The sequence below is a fragment of the Shewanella maritima genome (genome assembly GCF_004295345.1).
Taxonomy (GTDB): Bacteria; Pseudomonadota; Gammaproteobacteria; order Enterobacterales; family Shewanellaceae; genus Shewanella; species Shewanella maritima.
Genome location: NZ_CP036200.1, coordinates 3,757,045 through 3,782,136, shown reverse-complemented (window position 1 = coordinate 3,782,136; position 25,092 = coordinate 3,757,045). Strand labels below are relative to the sequence as shown.

The window sequence follows — 25,092 nt, the reverse complement described above, 5'->3', positions numbered from 1 at the left end:
AAGGTCAGATAACAGATATAAGATAAAAAAATGACAAACTGGTTAAATTTAAAACAACGCTAATATAGGTGCTTCAGGCAATAGCATGACTTAAAGGTATGAGTTTTAAACACAGCTACGAATTAACTATATTAAAATTTCGCACTAAAGCTGGGCATAATGATTTTCAGGGCGCACAAAAAACGTACAAAAGCATTTTGTTCAATGGCGATGATGGGTTGGCTGATGGAACGAATTCAAACACATGTTGTTAGTGAGTCAATAAGACTGGCATTGCTTTTCGTACTTCTTGAGTGAGTAACTTTCGACAAATAGCAAACATATAGGCGCCATTAGAAGTAAATTTTTCAAAACATTCCCGCGTTCTACTCCAAATCGCGCATTGCTTAAACAGAAAAAATCGCCTAAATTTAATAATGTAGCAACAATATAACAACAATTAAATTTAAGCCTCTCATGATTGCGACAAGACAATTTCAACGTAAGTGTTGATGTGCCTTATACCTCTCAGGCTCGTTAACGGATTAACAATTCAAACATCCATAAACGACGCCTGAAGATTGATTTTTTGCATCATTGAACGAGGTTGCGCATAACTCGGCGACAAGACTATGTTTACTCTGACTATCAAGCAAAAAATAGCTTTGGGCTTTGCTGCAATTGGCATTTTATTACTGGCGGGAAGTAGCTTTTTTTACCGTTCTCTTAATCAAATTCAGACCGCAAACAACAAAATTGAGCTGGTAGCGGTACCAGTACAAAATCAGTCAAACGATCTACAAAACACCTTACTACACATTGCTAAAACGAGCAGTTTAGCGTTCTCGCAACAAGCAGCAAAAGATATCAGCAATAGTCAAAGTCAATTTGAGCTATTGGCAACCCAATACCGCAGCAATATTGATGCTTTAGCCAACAAGGTGAACAGCCAAGCTAAAATGCGACAAGCTCTTGCTAGCGCTAGTGAGCAATACAGTCAGTATCAACAGCAACTTAATGCCATGTTCGCTGCCAAACTTGCAACCGCCAATGGGCGCGATAAGTTTGAGCAACTCGCAACAAACTTTGTTAATGCCAAAAACAATGCCAGTAACAACATGATTGATTTAGAGATCATGGAAGTTGCCCCTGAAGATATCGCGCTGCTCGATGAAGTCATTGGTACAGGTATTCGTATTGATGACATGCTATTTACTTTAGGTAATACTATCAATGAGTTGTCTAGGCTCACTGACAAAACCACATTAGATAGCCACCAGCAAGATGTCGCTGTGTTATTAGGTAACCTTAAAACCTACTCGCAATATCTGCACCAGCAAGCCTCGCCTTTAGCCATCGATGAGTTACTAAAACAATATGACACTAACTTAGCCGTTATCTTGAGCATGGTCGATGAGCAAGGCAGGTTGTATCAAGCTCAAACTGAAGTCATCAATCAGCTGAGTCTCGCCGAGCGTAATTATCAAGCGGCTAACCAAACTTTTGAGCAGGTGAATGGTCAGCTAGAACAATTGGTTACCCTGGCTAAGGGGCATTTCTCAGAGCTACAATCTGATGCTAGTGACGTTATCGACACATCTAAGAGCTTGGCAATAGTGATGGCTGTAGGCTTTATTGTCCTAGCTTCTCTCATCTACTTTTTCACCTCCAAAGCTATGCTTGGGCCACTGGCTGCAGTTAACAAGGCACTGTCACGGATAGCCAGTGGTGATTTATCAAGACGCATTAAAAAGCGTAATAATGATGAATTTGGCGAGCTAATGGATAACATCAATAAACTTGCAGATGACTTAACTCTGTTACTAAAACAAATCGACCGTGATGCTCATCTACTTGACGATGCAGCAAATGACTCTCGTCAGCAAGGTCAAGCGTTAGCTGAAGCCGCAACCGCACAAATCGATAAAATCGCCACCGCGAAACAATTAGCAGAAGAAATTCATCGCAGCTCAGATCAGGTTAACCAACAAGCAGGGGATGCCAGCGAGCAAATTCATCTCGCATCTGAGCAAGGCGCTCAGGTAAAAGGTATTGCCGTGAGTAACAAGCAGCGTATTGAGCAGCTTTCAAGCAAGCTTCAAGACTCGGTCACTATCATGGCAAACCTGAGTCAGCACAGTAATGATATTGGCGGCATTCTGGTTACCATTAGCAGTATCGCTGAGCAAACCAATCTACTCGCGTTGAACGCAGCCATTGAAGCAGCTCGGGCGGGTGAGCATGGAAGAGGCTTTGCTGTGGTTGCAGATGAGGTGCGCGGGCTTGCCTCTCGCACCCAGGCATCAACGGCGGAAATCCAAACTATGATCACTGCGCTACAAAAAGAAACCGAGCTTGCAGCCGACACCATTGAATCTGGTCAGCAACAAGCAACTGAATGTGTATCGCAAAGTCAGTCGCTTAATGATGCTGTAGAGCATATTGAAAATGCCTTACAAACCATCAACAGCATGAGTAGTGAAATTGCCCTAGCCGCTGAAACGCAACTTGATTTTAGTAATCAAATTGAGCACACCATGAACGAAAGTAGCACCACTACAGAAAATAACGCAGAGGCGTCACAATCGATGGCAAGTCAGAGTTTAGAACTAAATGAGTTAGCAAAATCACTGACCACTTCAGTTGAGCGCTTTAAATTATAGCGCCAGTAGTCAAATGCAATAAAACACACACAATTGATTAACAATCATGCGTGTTTTAGATGATAATTGACTCACCTAGCGCACAGGTTTATTCACCTAAAGTACCTACCGCAAAACGGCGAATAATTGACCTCACCGTTAACACAGAGTCATTAAGCTGATTAGAATTCTGCAGCGATTTAACTGACGAGTCTTTGGTCACTTTTGCAGAATCAGCAATCTCAATAATCTGCTGATTTATGTTATCAGCAACGCAGCTTTGCTCTTCAACCGCCGCCGACATTTCCATGGTAAGCCGAGTAATTTGCTCGACGGACGAACAGATAGAGTCCAGCGACTGGCGAGTTTTATCAACAATATCTACGCCCTGGGTTGCTGCAAGCTCACCGCGCTCAGATACCTCAACAGCATTACTTGCACGCAGAGTGAGCACTGACACAATCGAATGGATCCGGTCTGTTGACTCACGAGTTTTTGATGCTAATGCCCGAACCTCATCAGCAACCACGCTAAAGCCGCGGCCTTGCTCGCCGGCCCTTGCCGCTTCAATTGCAGCATTGAGTGCAAGCAAGTTAGTTTGGTCGGCAATGTTGGAAATAAGGCTTGCCGCTTGACCTATCTCATTGGTTGACTCAGCCAAATCACGCACGGTTTGCGCGATTTCTGCAACTGAGCGATTAAGTTCATCAATCGACTCTTTAGCTTGACTGGCTTGTACGCCACCCGCATTGACATTTTCCAGTGCTGTTTGTGCGCTTAGCGCAGAGTTTTCGACATTGCTAGACACATCCTGAATAGCTTTGGACATCTGAGTAATCGCCGCTGCAATATGTTGAGTTGATGCGCTCTGTATATCAATCGCATCAGCTGTGGATTCAGCTTCCTGGTGAGTTTGCTCAACGATGCCATCGAGTGACGTGGCAGAGTCTTCAATACGTGTCATTGCGGTGCGTGAGCGAGCAACCTCGCTACCTAGGGCAAGTTTCGCTCTAGCCTTTACACCAAAGTCGGAAAAATACGTTTCTGCAACAGTTTGATTAGAAAATGAATTTGGACTTAAGCGGATTACATCCATCCAATCTTGATATTGTTTGTAGCCCATCCAACTACTTGACGCCACGGCAGCCAAGGCGCACAAGGCGCCTGCGCTCACGCCCCAAAACGGCACCATCATGCTAGCTACCACCAAGGTAGGCAGCCAAACCGGTAACAACCTGATAAGTTGATTGGAGCGCACAGCCACTTCGCTACGCGGCTTTAGCCCATTACGAATTCGCTTGTACGCCTGCTCTGCGCGATTAACTTCTTCTGGTAGTGCGCTGACACGCACCGACTCGTACCCTACGACTTTCTCATTTTCAAATACCGGTGTAACGAAGGCACTAACCCAATAGTGATCGCCATCTTTACGTCGATTTTTCACCAACCCCATCCACACCTTACCTTTTGATATGTAAGACCACATGTCTCTAAAAATAGCTGGCGGCATATCTGGATGACGAACAATATTATGTGGCTGACCAATTAACTCTTCACGCGTAAATCCGCTTACTTCAACAAAGTCATCATTACAGTATGTGATATGCCCTTTGCGATTAGTTCCTGAAATTAAGCGCATGTGGCTTGGTATTGGATATAGTTTTTGAGTGATAGGTAGGTTATTTCTCATTGCGACTCCCTGTCGTTCTTTTTCCTTCTGTACACAGTAAGTGTGGAAAACAATGAGAAATTGTCAAACTAGTTCATTAGATTAATCTGAATTATAAAGTGTAAATAAATATGCCAACGTTAGCCCATGCCCTTGGTTCGGGTAGACTTTTTCTCAGCGCTCTTTTCTAAAAACTGAACTATCTTGTCAGCAACATCTATATTGGTCGCCTTTTCAATCCCTTCTAGCCCAGGAGAGGAGTTCACCTCCATGACCAAGGGACCATGCTTAGAGCGTAGTAAATCCACGCCCGCTACGTTCAAGCCCATGGTTTTAGCCGCTCTAACTGCAGTTAAACGCTCTTCTGGTGTTAGCTTAACTAAGGTTGCCGTGCCGCCGCGATGCAAATTAGAGCGAAACTCACCTGCTAAAGCTTGGCGCTTCATGGCTGCAATGACTTTATCGCCAATCACAAAGCAGCGAATATCAGCGCCGCCAGCCTCTTCAATATACTCTTGCACCATAATGTTGGCTTTGAGCCCCATAAAGGCTTCGATTACTGATTCAGCGGCCTTGCGGGTTTCGGCCAGCACCACGCCAATACCTTGAGTGCCTTCAAGTAACTTAATCACGCAGGGAGCACCACCAATCATGTCGAGTAGATCGGGGACGTCGGTAGGCTTATTCGCAAACCCTGTTACTGGCAAGCCAATGTTTTTACGAGAAAGCAATTGCAAAGAACGCAGCTTATCGCGAGAGCGAGAAATGGCTACAGACTCATTAAGCGAATAAGTACCCATCATCTCAAACTGTCTTAGCACTGCAGTACCATAGAAAGTCACCGAGGCACCAATACGAGGAATGACTGCATCAAACTTAGGTAATTCCTCTCCGCGCATGTGAATGCTCGATGCCCGCATATTAATATTCATGTAGCAGGCAAGAGCATCAATCACTCGAACCTCATGCCCACGAGCAATTGCAGCCTCTTGTAGGCGACGAGTGGAATACAAGTTAGCATTACGCGACATAATGGCGATTTGCATTTGTTATTCTCCTAAAACATATGATGATTGAGCATCGACCAAATAACGCCCAGCCAGAGCTCTGCGGCCAAGTAACATACGAAATTTCATGTTCTCACGAGAGGTCAAGGTGAGTTCAATATCAAACTCTTGCGAACCAATAATCACAGGGGTTTTTATCACATAGCGATCTGTTACATGACCACCAGAGCTTTTCACCTTGCGTTTATCAAATACGGCGAACTCTTGCGTCACCTCTCTATCAGAGCCTTGCTCAGGTTGAAACACGACTCTTATCCACGGCTCACCTTGTTTAGTAAACGGCGTCACATCAACCGCGTGCAAGCTTGAGGTGCGTGCGCCGCTATCGACTTTCATATTGACTCGCTCATTGTTGATATGCGGGAATCTCGCCCATTCACACCAACCGATTATTTGTAAGTCTGCTGCCATTACTTGACCTTTAACTCTTGTTTATAAGCTAGTTTATATTGCCAATGTCATCATACATCTTAGCGATTGTATTAAGTTAACGCACTTTAATCAGTAAACTAACTTGCTCTTCGCGCACGTCAAAACCGCTCCGCTAACCACAAAAAGTGCTCGCGACAGCAGCCGCTATTTGAGCACACAAGCTTACATATGATATTTGACATAGCTTAGCGAAACGACAAACCTGTAACTCTATCTTCGGTACTTATATGGAACATGTATGTTTAGCGATCACACTTTTGCATTTTTACAGCAATTAGCGGCGAACAATGACCGCGATTGGTTTAAACAAAATCAGCAAGATTACGAAGACAAAGTTCGCACGCCAGCGCTAGAGTTTATTGAAGTGATGACACCTGTGGTACTTGGCATGTCACCTAGGCTCACTGCTGTGCCGAAAAAGGTAGGTGGTAGCATGATGCGCCCGCAGCGTGATAGTCGCTTTAGCAAAGATAAAACACCATACAAACTTAACGTTGGCATTCAGTTTAGGCATTTTCAAGCCAAAGATGTACATGCACCTGGGCTGTACCTGCACCTAGCAAATGATGGCTGTTTTATCGCTGCCGGCATTTGGCATCCAGAATCTAAAGCGCTCAACGCTATTCGTGAGTGTATCGATGAAAACCCAAACGGATATAAAAAAGCCATTGAGCAAGTTGTAGATGCTGGGTTCGAACTCACTGGCGATAGCCTAATTCGCCCGCCAAAAGGTTATGACAAACAGCATCCACTCATTGACGAGTTAAAACGCAAAGATTTTATTGCGGTTAAGCCAATTTCAGTTGAGCAAGTGTGCAGTAAAGACTTTGTCGACGTTTGTGAGGCAGAGTATCAGCACACTAAAGCGTTAATGGCGTACCTTTGTTTTGCCCTCGACTTAGACTTCTGACAGAAACACGAAAAAAAACCGATTCAACAAAGCTCAACAATTGCTGTCTTGCAAAACATTAACGAGGATTAACGTGATTGCCACGCTGAAATATTGCACACTGCAATCACTGATGACATTTTATGTCACTAACAAGATTATTCTTGATTGGCATCGAGTCTTCTGCCCTTGCACAAAGTGAGTAATTGACCACTTTAAGTCCGGCAGATTCCTCCTTGGCACATCAAGTATTGAGGCCAATTTATGAGTTTTAAGCAACAATTTCAGTCGTTTCAGTTTAATGGATTTAAGCCTGCTAACCTTATGCAAGGTTTGCATCCAATCATCGCATTGTTAGTCATGCTAGCGGTATCAGTTGCCACTATTGCGCTGCTGCCTTTTCTGATTATTTTTATCGCTATTACTTTAATAAGCGCCCACTTTTTTGGACGCTCATTAATTAAAAAGGCTGCAAGACATGCCGAGCGCCAGCAACAAGGGTTTGTATATGATGACCCAAACTTGCAACGCACACCGCGAGGCTCTGCGCACGCTCAACCACAAGGCAGAACCTTTGAGCACCAGGCAGACTAGCTAACACTAATTCATCCTATTCCACCCTACCTATTTAACCGATAGGTCTTCCAACCCTTTGCCGAGCTTACACGCTCGGCTTTTTTTATTTACAAACTGTGCCAATCAAAAAAGCCTCATGGTAAAATCCCCAGCTGACTTTTGACCTGCCAGTAACTCACCATGATCATCGCCCCTAATCATTCAATGCCGTTAGCTATCAGCGAGCTAAATATTGACGAGCCTTCGCAGCGCAGAGCCTTAAGCTATGCCAATACCATTCATATGCTGTTTGATAAGGTAATGACGGATAAACAGCCAGCAGACCGAATTGTTGCCGACTATTTTCGCGAGCATAAAAAGCATGGCTCAAAAGATCGTAAAGTTATCCGCGAAACTCTATTTGCCACATTTAGATGGTGGGGTTGGTTAAAGCAGCTGGGTGACTATCAACAGGCATCTAACTGGTTAGCCATGATTGCACTTGCCAGCAAGATTGAAGCAAAACAATTTGCTGGAGCAGCTAGCACCTGGCAGCAGCTATCATCATTAGACATCAATTGGCAACTTGACGCGCCAACGCTAGGTGACTTTGTTAGCGTAGATGAACTCAAGCAGTTAACCGCGTATGTAAACCAAGCAGTAGGCATTAATATCAATGCAAGCGATCTAGCACCAACATGGTTTTGGCAACATTGCTTTGCCAACAAACAAGCTGATGCTAGTTCTGATGCAAATGCCGACTCGGCTCTTAACTCGGAGGTGACTCAGCAACAACTCTCATTAGCTGCGGCGCTCAGCTCAAGACCACCAATTTGGGGCCGTGCGCAAAATGTGTCAGCACAGACATTAGTAACAGAGTTAGTCAAAGAGCAGATTGATGCCCAATTGAGTGAAAACATTAATGACGCGATAAATCTGGGGCATAAAAATATCAACTTGCCTGCACTAAACGCCTTTAAACAAGGACGCTTAGAGATCCAGGATTTAGGCTCGCAAGTGATTGGCTATGTTTGTGCAGTTAAAGACGATGAACACTGGTGGGATACCTGCAGCGGCGCAGGCGGTAAAACGCTGCAACTACGCTCGCAAATGCTTATGCAAAATGCTCACTCTAGCGGCAGTATTGTTAGTTCAGATATTCGTAAAAAGCCGCTGCAAGAGCTGCAAAAACGCGCCAAGCGCGCAGGTTTTAGCGGCATCACAACGGCGCCTTGGCAGGATGAATCATTGCCTGTGGATGCAATTAGTTTTGATGGTGTACTCGTAGATGCGCCTTGTAGCTGCACTGGTACCTGGCGTCGTAACCCAGACATGCGCTGGATTGATGACGAGTCTGCAATTAACAACAAACCAGAGCTACAACTCGATATTCTCACGCGCAGCGCTGAGGCGGTAAAAGTGGGCGGAAAATTGGTTTACGCAACTTGCTCACTCGCCATAGCGGAAAACCAAGGCGTTGTGGAAGCCTTTGCTAAGGCCAACACTCACTTTGAGCTACAAACGCTGCGTCACCCTTTCACTGATGAGCAAACTCAAATGCTTACCGTGATGCCTGAGCAAGCTAACAGTGACGGCATGTTTGCAGCTGTATTTATCAGGAAAAGCTAGCATTTATAAGCTCGCCTACTACTGACACTGCCTTTTGGCGTAGGTAGTTTAAAGTTGAAAATAAAAAAGCGCCCGTGGGCGCTTTTGTTATTTTTAACCAAGTACTTTTGCTATTTTGAGAAGGTAAAGGCTATTTATTAAGCATTTTCTTACGCAAGCTCTTTTGCGCAGGCTTATCGCCTAACCAGATTTTGAGCAGAGCTTGTCTAAAGGCTTCACCTTCAATTACACCTAACTGCTGACCATTCTTAAACGTGGTCACACCCATATCTTTTTGAGTGACAAAGGTAAACTGGTCGCCTTCAACGATTTCATGACTTAGAAAGGTCATAAAAGTGTCGACTTCAGTCTGAATGCTGGCAACATCATCTTTAGTTGCAAGCTCAAAGCCTTCATTAATCGCATCCTGCATCTTTTCAGAGGTGATCATCCCTGAAGTGATGTTTAAACGCACCACCGAATGAGGCTGAGCAAGTACGGCATCTAACTCAGTTTGCGGCGCAGGTAAGTAGAGGCTACCTACATATAAGTCCATAAAAAACTTACTGCGTACGCCAGCGCCATTTAACTGTAGCTGAGCGTGAGTAACGTCAAGTTTTTCTGCAACTTCAACACCAGCGACTTCTTTGGCTTGGATAACTGAACTAAAAGATAAAGCGGTAAGGGCTAATGAGGTAAGAATTAGCGATTTTTTCATTATAAACTCTTTGAGATCTTGTTGAATCAGCGAACTTAGCAAGCCAAGCTCGCTAGATGATCACCCACGTACTCCTAGTTTAAATTGCCCAGATTGTTCAAACATCATCGCTTGTTTTTGCCCTGGTGCAATCAATAGTGGGCCATCATCGAAAAATAAGAAACACTTCCAGTTTCTTACAAATACATCCCAACGTGTTTCAATAATTTGATACTTCTCATAACAGAAGAATACCTGAGTGTCGCCAGCCCAATCTATGTGCTGCGAAACCACCTCTGGCATTGCATTGTCTTCACTGTCCCAAGCAGCTTGCCAATGCTCTGTTATCTTCCATGCCGAATCCTTTGCGGGCCAGTCACCTTTAGTAAACTGCTCTGCACGGCTACTTTTGTTGCTGATCCACTTGTTCCACACTTCCATCGCGCTTTTATCAGATAAAGGCTTAATGGCTTGCTTGTCGTCATCGGTCACAGGCAGATCTTTATGGCTAAAAATCCACTTACGTTTATATTGATCAAGCGAAAGGTAACTCAGGTTCAAAACAACTCCTGTATCGGGTTTATGGCACGTTGAAATTGGCGCTAATTGTAACGCCATTAAGGCCCAACAAGAAACTATTCAGACCAGTGTTTTGCGATTTATTAATATCTTCAGCTAATAGGCTAAAACTTACGCTTGCAGCATTACCTTTTTGTACTCTAACGCTGTTGCATTTTCAGGCTCTAGCTTGAGCACCTGCTCAACGTATTCAAGTGCATAGTTAACTTCACCCAATTGATATAAAAAATGACTCAACTCTAATTGCACCGAAATGCTATTGGGTGATTTCTCTAAATAAGACACATAGGCATTAAGCGCTTCTTGATAGCGCCCCGACAACTGCAATACTTTGGCATACTTGGGTAAATACTCATCACTAAAGTCACAAACTAAATTCAGTAACTTTGCTGCATCATCGAGCCGATTGAATTGCAGCAACAAACTGATGGCTTGTTTAAGCTCTAGCTCCTGCATTTGCTCAATTGGAATGTTGAGGATAGCTTCTAACGCTTGTTGTGTTTTTCCCTGAAAAACCTGCAAATAGCTGCTAGCAAGGAAGTGTAACCTGCGAATGTCTTCGCCAGTGTCTATGTATGGTTCGGTATACTGCACCATCTTACTTACACCTAACTCATGACGGTTTTGATTAAGCAGGTTCAACTTATGAAAAGCATTGTCAATAAATGGGGCTTTATCTGGTGCTTTGGGACTGGCTAGCTGAGTAAAGTGCGCTTGATAGTCAAACTCGCACTCATCAACTAATTCTTGTTGCGCTGCAGGTAAAGATTGATAGCGCTCAGAGAAAGTTTGCTTCCAAATGGTACTGCGGCCAATTAAATCGAATTTGCGCCACTTTTCCACTAGCTGCTCAACATCGACATTGGGTGCGCCTTCATCTATTCGTAAGCTAACCCGCTCGAGTGAATCCTTAACCAAAGCCAGTAAGTCTTTAGCAATAATTTCAAAAGCTTTGTAGTACTTAACTAAGCTGACAATCACATCTTGCTGACTGCGTTCATCATTTTGCTGGGTTGAGAAAAACTGACTGAACTCATAGTAGCCGTAGAACTTACAAACAGAGCCAAGAGTCGAGAAGCCACTATTGATTTTATCTTCTACTTTATCGAGTTTGGCAAAAAGCTTAACCAAATCCTGCTCTGAAGCCGTACGCATTTTTTCGGTTAACTTTCTGGCATCATCCAACAGTGGGATGAGCTTATTAAAGTCAGTTTTAGTTTGAATCAGCTCATTACTGAGCGCCTGGAGCAGGGGTTGACGCTGCTCAAAGCTAAGTTTGTAGTGCTTTGGATTAACGATATCCCTCAATCCTTGATCAATACTCGCGATCTTAATTGACTCTGGAGCTTGGTAATCAACGCCCTTAACCTTAGCGGCATCTTTGGCAATATTGACGACCCTAACGTTTGAATAGGAGGCGACAGACTCTTCTAACCCGGCGATAGCTGAAACCAGCTGCATAGGCGTTTCCGCCATCTCACCAGAGTAAGTCTCTACCCATTCAAACATTTGCCCTAATTGCGGCCCTAAACTTGAGCCAAAAGTCCCCTTGGTGTGCGTAGCCCCAGATTGGGAGTGACAAAAATCGACGCCCAACAACACAATTTGCTCAAACCCCATATCCACTGCAACTTCAACCGCAGAGTTAGTTACTGTCGGGCCCATTGATAAGGTGTTGTCAGCATCTAGCTCGCTCCAGGGCAAACGGTTGCCGGTATACAAGGCTGCACCTGACCACTGCCCTACCATGCGAGTTTCAAGGTGATATGAATATACAAGCAATGCATTGGGCGTGAGCTGCATGAGATCTTTATTTACATCAAAGTTCTCAGGCTGCGGGTCAACAGAAACGATAATATCAGCTTGAATACCTAACTTATTTAACTTACCCGTTAGTCGAGATACGGCAAAAACAATAAGGTTATCTCTATTTTGCAGTAGCCAATCAAGGTGCAAGTCTAGTGACGGACCACCACCTAGCACAACACAGGTTTTGCCGCGAAACTTGTCTTTCAATACCGATACTGGTTGCAGGTTATCAGGCAGGTTTCGCAACTGTGTTTTAACGAACATCTTTTGATTAAAGTGAGTTGTCTGCTCAAAAAACTCATGTTGCACTAGCTTTTCTACGGCAGCGTTTAACTGCGAATAACTTTGCAAGTGGTTACCTTTGACAGCGCTTGAGCGATGAACAGAAAATTTAGACTTAGTGATGAAAATGCTATAAGCACCTTGACTCACTTGCTGCTCGAACTGGGCAAGACTGAGCACTTGTACTTTTTTGGCGTGTGACTCTGGGATTTCAACGTTGAGTAAATCCAATACATCTTGCAGCTCAACAAACACATACTTAGAACCGTCAGCAAGCGTCTGGTTTAGTAAATAATTGACTAATAGCCCAGAGTCCATTCCCACGACAATATGCAGCTGGTGTGTTTTGGTAAATTCCCCTGCAAACATCTCCGAATACAAAGAGGCTGAGTCAATCTTCTCGAAGGTGCGACGATTTACACTAGTTAAGTAGCCTTCATCATATTGACTAATGGCAAATTCATTGGTGATTTCAGATATCGATGATTGCATGTTTTGCTTACCTAACCTTGGTTCGAAACTCAATGTCAAAATTATGTCGTCTCGTCCAATGAGTTTATATACCAAGCCATGTCATATTGGGAAAACGACAGTTTTCTTGCTGTTAATGTTAATTTTTAGCTATTTGTTCGTCATTAAAAGCAAGTTACACGCCAATCCACATGCTTTTGGTTGCTAAGTCTATACTGTCTATAAATAAAGCTATAAAAGTTAATATGTTAGCAATTATGCAATTAATTGCACACTTAGCTCATGAAACGGTTCCTCTATTCCTAGGTTAATACTATGATAGAAATAATGTGCTAAGTTAATGAATGCGTTAAAAATAAACTTGGTGCGTTACTTGCTAGTGTTGATAGTGACATAGATAATAATGACATAACTACAATGTCACTATTTCTGCTTTAGCGGCCTTTATTTATGCTGAATGATGAACTGTGAAATCGGGGACATTATGTTTGATAACAAATCAATTCTTATTACAGGTGGCACAGGCTCATTTGGGCACAAATATACCAAAACGCTGTTAGAGCGTTATAAACCAAAACGCATCATCATTCTGTCTCGCGATGAGCTGAAGCAATATGAAATGCAGCAAATATTTAATGATAGCTGTATGCGTTACTTCATTGGTGACGTGCGTGATGTTGATAGGCTAAAACAAGCATTTAAAGATGTAGATTATGTGATTCATGCTGCCGCAATGAAGCAAGTCCCAGCGGCTGAATACAACCCGATGGAATGCATTAAAACCAACATCAATGGCGCAGAAAATGTCATCAGAGCCGCAATCAGCAATAACGTTGAAAAAGTCATCGCGCTATCAACAGACAAAGCCGCCTCACCAATCAATCTCTATGGCGCAACAAAGCTAGCATCAGATAAGTTATTTACAGCGGCTAACAACATGGTTGGCAATGCGCGCACACGTTTTGCCGCCGTACGCTATGGCAATGTTGTTGGTTCTAGAGGCTCTGTGGTTCCTCTGTTTAAAAAGCTCATCGCCCAAGGCGCAACTGAGCTGCCAATCACCCACCCTGATATGACGCGGTTTTGGATTACCTTGCAAGAGGGCGTTGACTTTGTTCTGAAAAACTTTGAGCGCATGCAAGGCGGTGAAATATTTATTCCTAAGATCCCGTCTATCAAAATCACCGATCTTGCAAGAGCTTATGGGCCAGAGCTTGAGCAAAAAATCATTGGTATTCGCCCTGGCGAAAAAATGCATGAAATCATGGCACCAGAAGATGACTCTCACCACAATATCGAGTTTGATGATCACTTTGTGATTACCCTAGCATCAAGTTTTTTGGGGAAGAGATTAACTATTACCGCAATCGACTCAATGAGAACGGCAAATTAGTCGAGCCAGGGTTTGAGTACCACTCAGGTAGCAACCCAGAATTCTTATCTGTCGAGCAAATTATTGAGCTGGATGCCAAAGCATGATCCCTTATGGCAAACAAGACATTACTCAAGAAGACATCGACTCAGTATTAAATGTACTCACGTCAGACTTTCTTACTCAAGGGCCTAAAGTGCCCGAGTTCGAAAGCGCCATTGCCCAATATGTTGGTGCAAAACATGCAATCGCGGTAAATAGCGCAACTTCTGCGCTGCATATTGCCTGCATGGCTTTAGGTGTAGATGAGCATAGCTGGGTATGGACCAGCCCGCTTACCTTCGTTGCTTCAGCCAATTGCGCCAGATTATGCGGCGCTAAAGTCGACTTTGTAGACGTAGACCCTGCAACAGGCAATATGTGCCCTAAAGCGCTTGAGCTAAAGCTTGCTCATGCAGCAAGTATTGGCAAGTTACCAAAAGTCATCATTCCGGTTCACTTGGCCGGCCACAGCTGCAATATGCAAGCTATTCAACAGGTTGCTAGTCAATACGATATCGCCATTATTGAAGATGCCTCTCATGCCATAGGTAGTCGTTATCACGACAAACATGTGGGCTGTTGCCAGTTCAGTGATATATGCGTATTTAGTTTCCACCCCGTCAAAATTGTTACCACTGCCGAAGGTGGTGTGCTCACCACGCAAAATTCAAACTTAGTGAGTAAGCTCAAAAGCCTGCGTAGTCATGGAATAGATAAAAACTGCGCGGAATTACTCAGACCGGATGAAGGTGATTGGTATTATGAGCAACATGAATTGGGTTTAAACTACCGCATGAGTGACATACATGCGGCTTTAGGTGTGTCACAACTCGCTCGCCTAGATAACTATACAGCTAAGCGCAATGAACTTGCCAAGCAATACCAACAAAGACTAAGCAAGTTACCCTTAGACACCATTGAGCCTCTAAGTAATAGCTATTCTGCTAGGCATTTATTGTTAATCAAATTACATAACCCAACCAAGCGAAAACAAGTTTTCAATGCAATGAGACAGGCGAATATTCAAGTACATGTGCATTATTTCCCGGTTCATTTACAGCCATACTATCTAGCTCAAGGCTTTAATGAAGGCGATGCGCCACAAGCAGAGACCTTATATAGCCAGTTGCTATCACTGCCGCTCTATCCCGAGCTTACTCCAGCGCAAGTTGATTATATTTGTGACACGCTTGAGGCCTTGCTATGAAAGTAGCCATTATTCCAGCACGCGGCGGCAGCAAACGTATTGTGGGCAAGAATATTAAACTGTTTAACGGTAAGCCAATCATTGCTTACTCGATTGAAGCGGCGCTTGAGTCGAATTGTTTCGATAAGGTCATTGTATCCACTGATTGCCAAAAGATTGCCAATGTTGCCAAGCAATATGGCGCTGAAGTACCCTTTGTTAGGCCTGCGCAGCTTTCAGATGATCACGCCACAACTGCGGTTGTTATCACCCACGCAATCAACTGGTTGCGAGAGCACCACTATGATCCAGAGTTTGTCTGCGTACTGTATGCGACCGCCCCTTTTGTTCAGGGCGAAACATTACGCCAATCACTAGAGCAACTTTTGCTGCAACAGAAAAAAAACTACTGCTTTGCGGTCACTGAATTCCCATCACCTATCCAACGTGCTTTTAAAGTTACCGATGACAATGGCGTGCAAATGTTTCAGCCACAGCATTTTAATAGTCGCTCACAGGATCTTGAAAAAGCTTACCATGATGCTGGGCAATTTTACTGGGGCAAAGCAAGTGCCTTTGTCGACCCAAAAAGCAAGGGAATGTTTTCCAGCGAAGCTATGCCTTTTGTCCTCCCAAACCATCAGGTGCAAGACATTGACACCCTAGATGACTGGCGCAGAGCAGAGGCGCTGCACAAACTAATGTTGGCAGAGACAGCAGTGATGACGGAGAAATCCCATGGCTAACATTGCTTTTCGAGTCAATACAGGTCAGGGGCAAGGGGTTGGACACTTAGTAAGGTGTATCAGTCTCGCTGAGGCATTAACCCAAGTTGGTCACCAATGCTACTTTCTGCTGAGTGTGTATGAGCCCTCGATTGTGCCCTTTTTGAAGGACTTTACGCACCAGTACTTGTACCAAGGTACTGAGCTCAAAGATACCGAGCTCAATAAATTAGATGCAGTTGAAGATGCCAAACGGACGACTGAAGCCATTTCGCAGATTGATGCAACGTGGTTAGTGGTGGATGACTACAACCTCGACAAACAATGGGAGCAATTAGTCAGAAGTCCAGATGTGAGACTGTTGGTTATTGATGACTTATGCCGCGAGCACCACTGCGACGCATTACTGGACGTGCGATGGCGCGGGCCTGATACCAAAGACTATTATCAAAATCTTGTGCCCCTGAAGCCAATGTGCTGTTGGGGCCACAGTATGCGTTATTGGGCAGCGCTTATAGCCAAGCTGTCGCCGCAGGCGTTAACAGCAGATTTACCATTCTTGTTGGCATTGGCGGCGGCGGAGATAGCCATACGAGCGCAGGGCTTATTTCAGCGCTAGCTGAGCAAGCCAAACAAAACAACTGGCTGATTAAACCCATCATAGGTCCGTTGACAGATAACAAGCAGCAATTGCTATCCTTGTTTGAACAGGATGATTGGGTAGAGCCAATTACCGATTGCTATGACTTGTACCCACATATTGCGGCATGTGATTTATACATTGGCGCGGCTGGTGGTGTGCTTTATCAACTGCTTGCCCTGAAAAAACCTGCAGTCACTTTTTCTTTATCAGCGAATCAACAAACAGATATTAGTGCGCTAGAAGGAATTGGCCATTATTTCCATTGCGATACTGACATGGAACTCGCGCAGCTAGCTAAATTGGTACAAACGATAGAGGCTAACTACGACAGAGTAACCGCGCTGCTTGATATCAATACCATCGCCATCGATGGCATGGGAGCATCAAGGGTCGCTGAAGTGATGACTCATGGATGTAGTAAGCCGCTTGAAACCTACACCAAGCCGTATTCGCAGCAACACCAATATGAACGGCTCAACGACAACTATCGAGTACGAGCGGTTGTTGATTCCGATATCAATCATTATTTGGACAGCCGTAATCTCGCAGCCAACGCCAAAAACATGATTGCTACCACAGCGATCCCAAGGCTCGGGCACTACCACTGGTGGTTTACTAGCTCTCGTGACTCATTCGCTCTAGAACATAATGAGCAAATCAGTTTATACATTTGGCATCAAGTTTATCAGCTAGATGCTGGTCACCTTGCTCATCTGCTGCAACGTCAATTTCTTATCGGTGGTTGGTTTGTTACAGAGCAAAGCACTTCGTTCCAGGACGCAATGCTGGCGCTCAATTGGCAGTTAGAACACTGTGACAAGCATCACCCAGATACCCCTTGGATAGCCGTAATTCATAAGAAAAACAACTATGTAAAACTGATGAACGACTATCTTGGCTTTGAAGACGTACCATTAACTCATGAATACCATGACGTAATTGGAACATTTTTTGCTGGTGCATCAAGTGATGATTTTCACTATGTCATGCGTCAGCCGCAGTCCCGTAGGCAGGACTAAAGGTAAGGATTTAATGCAACAAAAACGAAACACAGCACCACTGAACATAGGCTTTATTGGCGGCGCGTATAACTCAGCCGTAGGCTATGCTCATAGCGTAGCTTGCCAGCTTGACGGCACCTGGAAGCTGGTTTCGGGGTGTTTTTCTCGTGATGCTACCAAAAGCCTTGATACTGGCAGCTACTGGCAAATTCCACCTGAGCTTATTTACCACGACTGGCGACAATATATTGCGCAGCAAGCAGCCAACCTCGATGCTGTGGTGGTACTGACGCCAACCCCTGATCACGAGCAAGTTGTCTGCGAGCTATTAGAAGCAGGAATAGCAGTTATCTGTGAAAAAGCGCTCACGGCAACCATCGAACAATCAAAATCAATTCAGCATACGCTAAATAAAACTAAAGGTTTTCTTGCTGTAACCTTTAACTACAGCGGTTACCCTATGTTAAGGGTACTGAAAAAGCATGTAGAAGCGGGCGATTTAGGGAAGATATTGCAAGTCCGTGCTGAAATGCCTTCTGATGGTTTTATTCAAGAAATCAATGATATGTCACCGCAAGCATGGCGCCTTGAAGATGGTGATATCCCAACATTGTTACTTGACCTTGCAGTGCATGTACATCATATCAGCAGCTTTGTAACTGGGTTAACTCCGACGGCTGTCAACGCAGATTTTAATCATTACTCTGTGTTCGACAACATCATCGATGATGCCAACATTTGGTTAAAGTGCGAGCAGAACATTCGAGCGTCTTACTGGATGAGTAAAACCGCTATTGGCCACAAAAATGGTCTACGTATTTCAGTGTTTGGTGACAAGGGCAGCGGTCACTGGGTACAGGAACACCCAGAGCAATTACATATTTTCAATCAACAATCAGTTGAAACTATCTATAACCGCGGCAATTGCTTATTCCCGAGCGAGATTAGAGAACGCTTTAAAGCTGGACATCCTGGCGGGTTTATCGAGGCGTTTGCCAACCTCTATCAAGACATCGCCGATGCACTAATCGAATTCAAACAATCTGGTAAGCATAACTCCCCGTACGTCTTTGGCTGGCAACACGCCCATGAAGGGCTTTCACTGCTTGATAACGCAGCAAAATCTCATGCGCAACAGCAGTGGGTAACACTTGATTAAAGGCTTCCTATGAACGAACTACAAAACCAAGTCACTATTGGTGATAAAAAAGTCGCAGCAGGCGAACCGAGCTATATTATTGCTGAGCTTTCAGGAAACCATGGCGGCAGTTTAGACAAGGCACTTGAGCTATTGAGAGCTGGTGCAGCAACCGGTGCTGACGCCATAAAATTGCAAGTTTACCGCCCAGATACCATTACACTTAATGTTAACCATGGTGATTTTGCTATTCCAAGCGATAACGCCTGGGCCAAGTATCAGAACCTGTATAACCTCTACGAATATGCCCATACCCCTTGGGAATGGCTACCAGCGCTATTTGAAGAAGCACAAAAGCTGGGTATTGAATTATTTGGCTCAGTGTTCGATGACACCTCGGTTGATGTATTAGAGCAGTTCCCAGTAAAGGCATATAAAATTGCTTCACCTGAAATTGTCGATTTCGGCTTACTTAAAAAGGTGGCTGCGACAGGAAAGCCAGTGATTGTATCAACAGGCTTAGCTAGCTTAACGGATATCAGTCAAGCTATTGATTGCCTGCAAGAAAATGGCTGCCAACAGGTCATATTACTAAAATGTACCACCGCCTACCCAACTCCGGCGGAAGAAGTTAACCTGACCACGATTCAAAGCTTGGCGCAAACCTTTGCTTGCCCTGTTGGACTGTCTGATCACACGGTAGGCATAGGTGTACCTATTGCAGCAGTCACTATGGGAGCTTGTGTAATCGAAAAGCACATCAAACTTGATGACGGCGAAGAAACAGTCGATAGCTTCTTTTCGCTGACGATTGAAGAATTTCAAACCATGATCACCGAAATTCGCCGTGCAGAAGCTGCCATTGGTAAGGTTGAATACAGCCTCACCCCAGAGGCGGCGAAAAATAGCAACGGACGTCGATCTTTGTATATCAGCCAAGATTTGCAAGCAGGTGATGTGCTGTCAATGGAGAACGTTCGCTCCGTGCGTCCAGGTTTTGGCTTAGCGCCTAAATACCTGCCCCTTATTCTAGGGCGTAAGATCAAAACCAATGTGGTCGCTGGCGATCGCCTTAGTTGGGACATCATTGAGTAGCGACCATCAATAGCCAGTAAAACTAACTTTAAGAACAAACATAAAGAACTGACAATGAATCAAGCACAACAAGACATAACCAACACTATCATTGACTACATCAAGCAGCATGCTGATGAAGTATCAGTCACTGAGCATAGTAATTTCGTCACTGAGGGCTTATTAGATTCATTCGCGATTTTAAGTCTTATCATGACCCTCGAGAGTGAATTTTCTATCAAGTTTACCCCTATCGAACTTGCAGACTCATCTCTACAAGTCGTGGGTGGACTGGCCGCTGCCGCCTTAGCAAAAATGACGAGTAACTAATCCCAATGTCTGTCATTTACGATTATTTTCATCGCGCTGCAACTCGCTTTCCAGACAAGCTAGCACTTGTAGATGCTGAAGATACTTACACCTATGCTCAGCTACTTGCAGAAATAGAAACCCTCGCTTGTAAAATCATCGACAAATCAGGGCAGCAAAGACCACGGGTGGCGTTAATTACAGATAATCAAAAAGATAATATCTGTACCTGCTTGGCCATCGCCAAACTCAATGGCTGCTGTATACCAATGAACGGTCAGCTGTTGCCAGCGCAGCTGATACGCGCCTGCCAGGCCGTTGATGCCAACATATTGGCTGGTAGCGCCGGCGCCATTCAAAAAACGGCTCAAGCAAAACACGCTATAGCGACCATTGATTTGTCAGCTGTTGATTTATCAGCTGTTTCGCAAAATAATGCCGAAATCTCGCAAGGCAATAACCGAGTATCAGCCGAGCTAGACGCACGCATAGCCAGCTGGCAAGGAGCACAAGATTTTTTGATCACCCTGTCTTCTGGTTCGACCGGTGCGCCAAAGCCAATTATGATCTCACAGCAGGTCAAGCTGGAACGAGCCAAGCAATCATGGGAGCTGTATCATTTAACTGAGCGCGATGTGAGTTTGTGCGCATCCCCCTTCTTCCACTCACTGGGTCAACGACTAACATTCGTACCATTACTGCTTGGTTGCACCATGGTGCACCTAGGTAAGTTCACCCCTAGTCAATGGCTAAACCTGGTGGAGCAATATCAAGTTAGCTTCGTCATCTCGGTATCTTCGCACTTATACGCGTTAAAGAAACAGCTTATCGCCAATGCAAAACAACTGACATCGTTAAACACCATAGTGACATCATCAGCACCGATTGATGCCAAGTTCAAAGCGCAGGTATTTAACGCTATCGGTTGTGACTTCCATGAAATTTACGGCGCGACAGAAATTGCCGTTGCCACTAATTTATCTCCAGCTCAGGCCTCGGCTAAATATCAAACCGTTGGCAGTGCATGTAACAACATAGACCTTGTAATACTCGATGATGAATATAAGGAGGTTACCAAGGATACTGTTGGCGAAATTGCTGTGCGCACGCCGCTAGCATTTAGCGGTTATTATCAGCAGCAGGTACTAACGCAGCAATCGTTCCACAAAGAGTATTTCCTTACTGGCGATTTAGGCGAAAAAGACGCAGATGGTTTCCTCAGCTATGTAGGGCGAAAAAAAGATATCATTATTTCGGGTGGGATAAATATCTACCCTAAAGATATCGAGAGCGTTTTATTGCAACACAGTGCAATCCACGAAATCGCAGTGATTGGTGTTGAAGATACCCTGTTAGGTGAAGTGATAGTGGCTATCTGTATTGCTGAGCCCAATACGATTGAGTCGAAAAAGATTGAGTCTGAGCTAAGGAAGTTAGCCAATAAACAGCTCGCCGCCTTCCAGCGGCCGTTAAAATACTTCTTCCCTGATGAGCTGCCGCTAACCGCTACAGGTAAAGTATCAAAGCTCATGTTAAGAGAGCAATATAGCAAGCTCAACGACGGCTGGACTGACAGCCTTAGAATGATGTTATATGGAGGGTCTGCTGATGACTGAGATTTATATCTTTGGCGCAGGTATTCAAGGCGAGATTTTCTTAAATACAATCAAACCATTACCTAACATCAATCCCATTGGCATTATTGACGGCTTTTCTAATAAAACCAGTGTTCAAGGCTTAGCCGTACTTAGGCCAGAACCTATCGCAAATAAAGATGTGCCCATCTATATCTCGGTTGGCTTGATCTCTAGCAAGATCAAAGCGCAATTACTATCACAGGGGTTTACTAAAGTTTATGACTTTACCGAGTCACTGCATGCCTTCCCTGCGATTATTGAACAATTGAAAGTCCATAGCCTTTGGTTTGACCAAGACCAGAGCAAACGTGTTGATGGTGCGGGGATCGAACAATTTCGCCATTTACTGTCGGATGACAAGAGCAGGCAACTACTTGATCAAATAGTCAGATTTAGAACCGATTTTGACATAGCGGACTACCCTATTCCTGACAGCCAAATACAGTACTTTTGTGAAGATGTTCCTGCCCTTGCCACTCTTGAACGAATCAGGTTCATTGATGCAGGCGCCTACATTGGCGACACACTTGAACAGCTATTTTTCGCCGCCGACAAGTACAATAAAGTCATTGAATATTGTGCCAGCTTTGAGCCAGATACCGCCAACCTTACCCGGTTAAGTCGTACTAGCGCTAAATTGTCTCAAACTAATAGTAGCGCGCATATTTTTGTCTATCCTGCGGGAGTATGGAGTGAAAGTGCGCAACTAAGCTTTGATGCCAGTCAAAATACTTCAAGCAAGCTATCACTTGATAGTCTCGATGCCACAACCATCAACTGTGTAGCCTTAGATGATGTGGTGTACTCCGCCAAGCCAAATTTTATCAAAATGGACGTCGAAGGCGCCGAAGTCGCCGCGTTGAATGGTGCTAGAAATATCATTCAAGACTATACGCCGGTACTGGCTATTTGCCTTTATCACACACCGAGTGATCTGTGGAAAATACCGGCACTCATCAACGAAATGAACCCGAATTACGACATGTATTTGCGTGTCTATGGCGACATGCTGTTGGAAACGGTGCTTTATTGTGTACCAAAACCTAGCGCGTCAACGCTGCAAAATACCTAATAGGCGAGCAAGGAAAAGCCATGTGGAAAGACCATATATCAATCATTAGCCAGGACATGAAGCAGGCTGATGACAAATATCTACCAACAAGTTTTTGGCAATTTGGTGCTAAAGGGCTTGAGCAAGATTTACATCAGCACGGGATTGAAAATTTTCGCTCAATGACCAGCGCCCTGTCTTACTTTGTGCCTACATACATGTTCCATGGCTGGGCAACGCAGCAAGAGAAATATCACGCCATGGTGGCGACATGTGAGCGCCAATTAAACGGCGATGCAAAAGCAACACTGCTGATGAAAGACTTCCTCAACGGTGAAATGCACGCTCGCAGTGATTATCGCGTACTAAAAGCGACCGAGACCCAAGTAAAGCCCTTTACTGACACCTTTAGTGAAAGCAATGTCGGTAACCCACTAGAGCAGTTTGAATTTGATGGCCGCCGCTTTAGCCGTTCAAGCTTAAACTATCTGCTCGGCATTAATTTCCTTAAGCAACAACTTGGCTCAATTGAGATTAACACTGTGCTCGAAATCGGCGGCGGGTTTGGCTCGCTTGGTGAAATTTTACTTAGCGATAAGCGTAACAACTGCTTTTATCTTGATGTCGACATTGCACCAACCTGTTTATTCTCGACTTACTATCTGCAATCGGTATTTGGCAAAGACAATATCGCCGATTACCAAGATATAAAATCACTCGAGCAAACCAGTTTGACGCAATTAGCGCAGCAGTACCAAGGCGCCGTAGCTTGCCCGTGGCAACTACCTAATATTTCTGGTGAACTGGATCTGTTCGTGAACTTCATTTCATTCCAAGAAATGGAGCCAGACGTGGTTGAAAACTACCTTAAACACGTTGATAGGTTAAATACCAAATATGTACTACTGCGTAATCTTCGTGAAGGTAAGCAACTCGCTAAAGACGGTCACGCTGGCGTAAAACAACAGATTAAAGGTGAAGATTATGATCGTTTCTTACCTAACTACCAGCTTGTTGCAACCAATGTTCATCCCTTTGGATTTGAAACGATTGATGGTTTCAACTCTGAGCTAAGGTTGTACAAGCGCCAGCTAACGTAAACTCCCCCACCAAACTCGGTCATTAAGGAGGATTGATGAGCACAAGAAAACACATTCAAGATGATCGCCCTGCTAGCGCTAACGGGGGAGATTACTGGCAACGACTGCTGGATCAAAAGCACATTGAATCAATACTGTTTTCAGGAGACTGCGGCCAAGAGCAAAAGCAGCAACTGTTTTATCGATATGTTTCCGTCGTCAATATCGAGCCATTTAACTTCTGTAACCGCAAGTGCAGCTACTGTCCTGTGTCATTTTTAGATGAGCGCAGAGGCAAGATCAAGCACATGAGCGACGACATTTACCACAAGCTAATTGCCGAGTTAAAACAAATAAACTACAGCGAAAAGCTGGTTTACAACTTATATAACGAGCCACTGGCGAGTAAGAAAAAGTTTTACCAAAAGCTCAGATATGCACTAGAGCAGCTGCCTCAAGCCAGACTATTTTTTAATTCTAATGGCGACTATTTAGATCTAGAAGCCTTGCAAGAACTGAGTGAAATTGGCGTCACTGGCATTAATGTTACTTTGCATACAAAAGGCGACTACGACCATCAAGAACGTCACCAAGAACTTATCGAGTTTTACGACAAACTTGAACAGGACTTAACAATAGACAGTGAAGATCCCGGATTCTCAATCCACAGTCACTTTGTTCATAATGGCATGCGGGTTGATGTTAACTGCATGAACTATGAAGAAATCGGTCATTCCCGAGCTGGCGCAATGGAGCATTTAAAAATCACTCAAATGCGCGATTACCCGTGCTTCCGACCCTATCGTGAATTAACGGTGTACCACAACGGTTATGTTTACCCTTGCTGTAACATCATGCCTGACTTAGATGTAGGCCATAAATATGCCATTGGTAACTTAGCTGACGACAACTCCATTTATGACCTTTATGCATCTAAGTTGATGCAAGGCTGGCGCAAATCATTACTGACATTCAGCACTAAAAAGTCGCCGTGTGACCTTTGTTATGAACGGACATGTACCGTTAATGATGATGACAGGCAAAAAAGGCAGGAAATATTCGACAAGATAGAAGCATAAAACCATTTTCTTGCCTTGAGCAAAATAAAAAACCCAGCGCAATGCTGGGTTTTTAATAACTATTCGTTAATCGCTAA

General features: G+C 44.2%; 21 protein-coding genes and 1 pseudogene. 16 read left to right on the top strand and 6 right to left on the bottom strand.

The genetic code is table 11. The features are described from left to right. Positions 1-611 precede the first annotated feature (611 nt). Entirely contained in the window at positions 612-2,642 is a 2,031-nt protein-coding gene (locus EXU30_RS16095) for a methyl-accepting chemotaxis protein (protein WP_130601721.1), read from the top strand. Between the two features lie 88 nt (positions 2,643-2,730). Here the strand turns inward: EXU30_RS16095 and EXU30_RS16090 are convergent, their stop codons facing one another. The 3 genes from EXU30_RS16090 to EXU30_RS16080 form a co-directional block, all read right to left on the bottom strand. Beyond that, positions 2,731-4,311 carry a methyl-accepting chemotaxis protein gene (locus tag EXU30_RS16090; protein WP_130601719.1) on the bottom strand — a complete coding sequence of 527 codons (1,581 nt, stop codon included), beginning with the start codon at positions 4,309-4,311 and terminating at the stop codon, positions 2,731-2,733. A gap of 119 nt (positions 4,312-4,430) precedes the next feature. After that, entirely contained in the window at positions 4,431-5,336 is a 906-nt protein-coding gene (gene rimK, locus EXU30_RS16085; protein ID WP_130601717.1) for a 30S ribosomal protein S6--L-glutamate ligase, read from the bottom strand. 3 nt (positions 5,337-5,339) lie between these two features. Continuing rightward, positions 5,340-5,768: an ATP-dependent zinc protease family protein gene (locus EXU30_RS16080; protein ID WP_130601715.1), complete on the bottom strand. Its 429-nt coding sequence runs from the start codon at positions 5,766-5,768 to the stop codon at positions 5,340-5,342. 259 nt (positions 5,769-6,027) lie between these two features. On the opposite strand from EXU30_RS16080, the gene EXU30_RS16075 reads away from it, so the two are divergent. From EXU30_RS16075 to EXU30_RS16065, 3 genes are all read left to right on the top strand, one after another. After that, positions 6,028-6,699: a DUF2461 domain-containing protein gene (locus tag EXU30_RS16075; RefSeq protein ID WP_130601713.1), complete on the top strand. Its 672-nt coding sequence runs from the start codon at positions 6,028-6,030 to the stop codon at positions 6,697-6,699. Positions 6,700-6,942: 243 nt separating this feature from the next. After that, on the top strand, positions 6,943-7,272 hold the full coding sequence (locus tag EXU30_RS16070) for a hypothetical protein (RefSeq protein WP_130601711.1): 330 nt from the start codon (positions 6,943-6,945) through the stop codon (positions 7,270-7,272). Between the two features lie 162 nt (positions 7,273-7,434). Next, entirely contained in the window at positions 7,435-8,862 is a 1,428-nt protein-coding gene (locus tag EXU30_RS16065; protein ID WP_130601709.1) for an RsmB/NOP family class I SAM-dependent RNA methyltransferase, read from the top strand. Between the two features lie 130 nt (positions 8,863-8,992). Here the strand turns inward: EXU30_RS16065 and EXU30_RS16060 are convergent, their stop codons facing one another. The 3 genes from EXU30_RS16060 to EXU30_RS16050 form a co-directional block, all read right to left on the bottom strand. Next, complete coding sequence (locus tag EXU30_RS16060) at positions 8,993-9,559, bottom strand: chalcone isomerase family protein (RefSeq protein WP_130601707.1); 567 nt, start codon at positions 9,557-9,559, stop codon at positions 8,993-8,995. Positions 9,560-9,619: 60 nt separating this feature from the next. After that, on the bottom strand, positions 9,620-10,099 hold the full coding sequence (locus tag EXU30_RS16055) for a DUF2947 domain-containing protein (protein ID WP_130601705.1): 480 nt from the start codon (positions 10,097-10,099) through the stop codon (positions 9,620-9,622). A gap of 129 nt (positions 10,100-10,228) precedes the next feature. After that, positions 10,229-12,700, bottom strand: a complete 2,472-nt coding sequence (locus EXU30_RS16050; protein ID WP_130601703.1) for a 6-hydroxymethylpterin diphosphokinase MptE-like protein — start codon at positions 12,698-12,700, stop codon at positions 10,229-10,231. 463 nt (positions 12,701-13,163) lie between these two features. Here EXU30_RS16050 and pseB point away from each other — a divergent pair. From pseB to EXU30_RS15990, 12 genes and pseudogenes are all read left to right on the top strand, one after another. Further along, positions 13,164-14,158 (top strand): annotated as a pseudogene (pseB, locus tag EXU30_RS16045) (UDP-N-acetylglucosamine 4,6-dehydratase (inverting)). After that, positions 14,155-15,300, top strand: coding sequence for a UDP-4-amino-4,6-dideoxy-N-acetyl-beta-L-altrosamine transaminase (gene pseC, locus EXU30_RS16040; RefSeq protein ID WP_130601701.1), 1,146 nt, complete (start codon positions 14,155-14,157; stop codon positions 15,298-15,300). Before pseB ends, pseC begins: the two are co-directional and overlap by 4 nt. Then, complete coding sequence (gene pseF, locus EXU30_RS16035) at positions 15,297-16,025, top strand: pseudaminic acid cytidylyltransferase (protein ID WP_130601699.1); 729 nt, start codon at positions 15,297-15,299, stop codon at positions 16,023-16,025. Before pseC ends, pseF begins: the two co-directional genes overlap by 4 nt. Beyond that, on the top strand, positions 16,018-16,623 hold the full coding sequence (locus EXU30_RS16030; protein ID WP_130601697.1) for a hypothetical protein: 606 nt from the start codon (positions 16,018-16,020) through the stop codon (positions 16,621-16,623). Before pseF ends, EXU30_RS16030 begins: the two co-directional genes overlap by 8 nt. After that, entirely contained in the window at positions 16,506-17,666 is a 1,161-nt protein-coding gene (locus EXU30_RS16025) for a hypothetical protein (RefSeq protein ID WP_165399035.1), read from the top strand. Before EXU30_RS16030 ends, EXU30_RS16025 begins: the two co-directional genes overlap by 118 nt. 13 nt (positions 17,667-17,679) lie before the next feature. Next, entirely contained in the window at positions 17,680-18,807 is a 1,128-nt protein-coding gene (locus tag EXU30_RS16020; protein ID WP_165399034.1) for a Gfo/Idh/MocA family protein, read from the top strand. A 9-nt stretch (positions 18,808-18,816) separates the two neighbouring features. Further along, positions 18,817-19,881, top strand: a complete 1,065-nt coding sequence (pseI, locus tag EXU30_RS16015) for a pseudaminic acid synthase (RefSeq protein WP_130601691.1) — start codon at positions 18,817-18,819, stop codon at positions 19,879-19,881. Between the two features lie 54 nt (positions 19,882-19,935). Beyond that, complete coding sequence (locus EXU30_RS16010) at positions 19,936-20,190, top strand: acyl carrier protein (RefSeq protein WP_130601689.1); 255 nt, start codon at positions 19,936-19,938, stop codon at positions 20,188-20,190. Positions 20,191-20,195: 5 nt separating this feature from the next. Continuing rightward, positions 20,196-21,785: a class I adenylate-forming enzyme family protein gene (locus EXU30_RS16005; protein ID WP_130601687.1), complete on the top strand. Its 1,590-nt coding sequence runs from the start codon at positions 20,196-20,198 to the stop codon at positions 21,783-21,785. Then, entirely contained in the window at positions 21,778-22,878 is a 1,101-nt protein-coding gene (locus EXU30_RS16000; RefSeq protein ID WP_165399033.1) for an FkbM family methyltransferase, read from the top strand. The genes EXU30_RS16005 and EXU30_RS16000 overlap by 8 nt, the downstream gene beginning before the upstream one ends. 20 nt (positions 22,879-22,898) lie before the next feature. Further along, positions 22,899-23,957 (top strand): putative sugar O-methyltransferase, encoded by a 1,059-nt coding sequence (locus EXU30_RS15995; RefSeq protein WP_130601683.1) that lies wholly within the window; start codon positions 22,899-22,901, stop codon positions 23,955-23,957. Positions 23,958-23,992: 35 nt separating this feature from the next. Beyond that, positions 23,993-25,015: a radical SAM/SPASM domain-containing protein gene (locus EXU30_RS15990; protein WP_130601681.1), complete on the top strand. Its 1,023-nt coding sequence runs from the start codon at positions 23,993-23,995 to the stop codon at positions 25,013-25,015. The last annotated feature ends 77 nt before the right edge of the window (positions 25,016-25,092 follow it).

Coding starts and splice junctions, on each gene's coding strand:
- EXU30_RS16020 (WP_165399034.1), top strand. CDS start 17,680: ATGCAACAAAAACGAAACACAGCACCACTGAACATAGGCTTTATTGGC.
- EXU30_RS16065 (WP_130601709.1), top strand. CDS start 7,435: ATGATCATCGCCCCTAATCATTCAATGCCGTTAGCTATCAGCGAGCTA.
- EXU30_RS16000 (WP_165399033.1), top strand. CDS start 21,778: ATGACTGAGATTTATATCTTTGGCGCAGGTATTCAAGGCGAGATTTTC.
- rimK (WP_130601717.1), bottom strand. CDS start 5,336: ATGCAAATCGCCATTATGTCGCGTAATGCTAACTTGTATTCCACTCGT.
- EXU30_RS16005 (WP_130601687.1), top strand. CDS start 20,196: ATGTCTGTCATTTACGATTATTTTCATCGCGCTGCAACTCGCTTTCCA.
- EXU30_RS16050 (WP_130601703.1), bottom strand. CDS start 12,700: ATGCAATCATCGATATCTGAAATCACCAATGAATTTGCCATTAGTCAA.
- pseI (WP_130601691.1), top strand. CDS start 18,817: ATGAACGAACTACAAAACCAAGTCACTATTGGTGATAAAAAAGTCGCA.
- EXU30_RS16095 (WP_130601721.1), top strand. CDS start 612: ATGTTTACTCTGACTATCAAGCAAAAAATAGCTTTGGGCTTTGCTGCA.
- pseF (WP_130601699.1), top strand. CDS start 15,297: ATGAAAGTAGCCATTATTCCAGCACGCGGCGGCAGCAAACGTATTGTG.
- EXU30_RS15990 (WP_130601681.1), top strand. CDS start 23,993: ATGAGCACAAGAAAACACATTCAAGATGATCGCCCTGCTAGCGCTAAC.
- EXU30_RS16060 (WP_130601707.1), bottom strand. CDS start 9,559: ATGAAAAAATCGCTAATTCTTACCTCATTAGCCCTTACCGCTTTATCT.
- EXU30_RS16030 (WP_130601697.1), top strand. CDS start 16,018: ATGGCTAACATTGCTTTTCGAGTCAATACAGGTCAGGGGCAAGGGGTT.
- EXU30_RS15995 (WP_130601683.1), top strand. CDS start 22,899: ATGTGGAAAGACCATATATCAATCATTAGCCAGGACATGAAGCAGGCT.
- EXU30_RS16090 (WP_130601719.1), bottom strand. CDS start 4,311: ATGAGAAATAACCTACCTATCACTCAAAAACTATATCCAATACCAAGC.
- EXU30_RS16070 (WP_130601711.1), top strand. CDS start 6,943: ATGAGTTTTAAGCAACAATTTCAGTCGTTTCAGTTTAATGGATTTAAG.
- EXU30_RS16010 (WP_130601689.1), top strand. CDS start 19,936: ATGAATCAAGCACAACAAGACATAACCAACACTATCATTGACTACATC.
- EXU30_RS16080 (WP_130601715.1), bottom strand. CDS start 5,768: ATGGCAGCAGACTTACAAATAATCGGTTGGTGTGAATGGGCGAGATTC.
- EXU30_RS16075 (WP_130601713.1), top strand. CDS start 6,028: ATGTTTAGCGATCACACTTTTGCATTTTTACAGCAATTAGCGGCGAAC.
- pseC (WP_130601701.1), top strand. CDS start 14,155: ATGATCCCTTATGGCAAACAAGACATTACTCAAGAAGACATCGACTCA.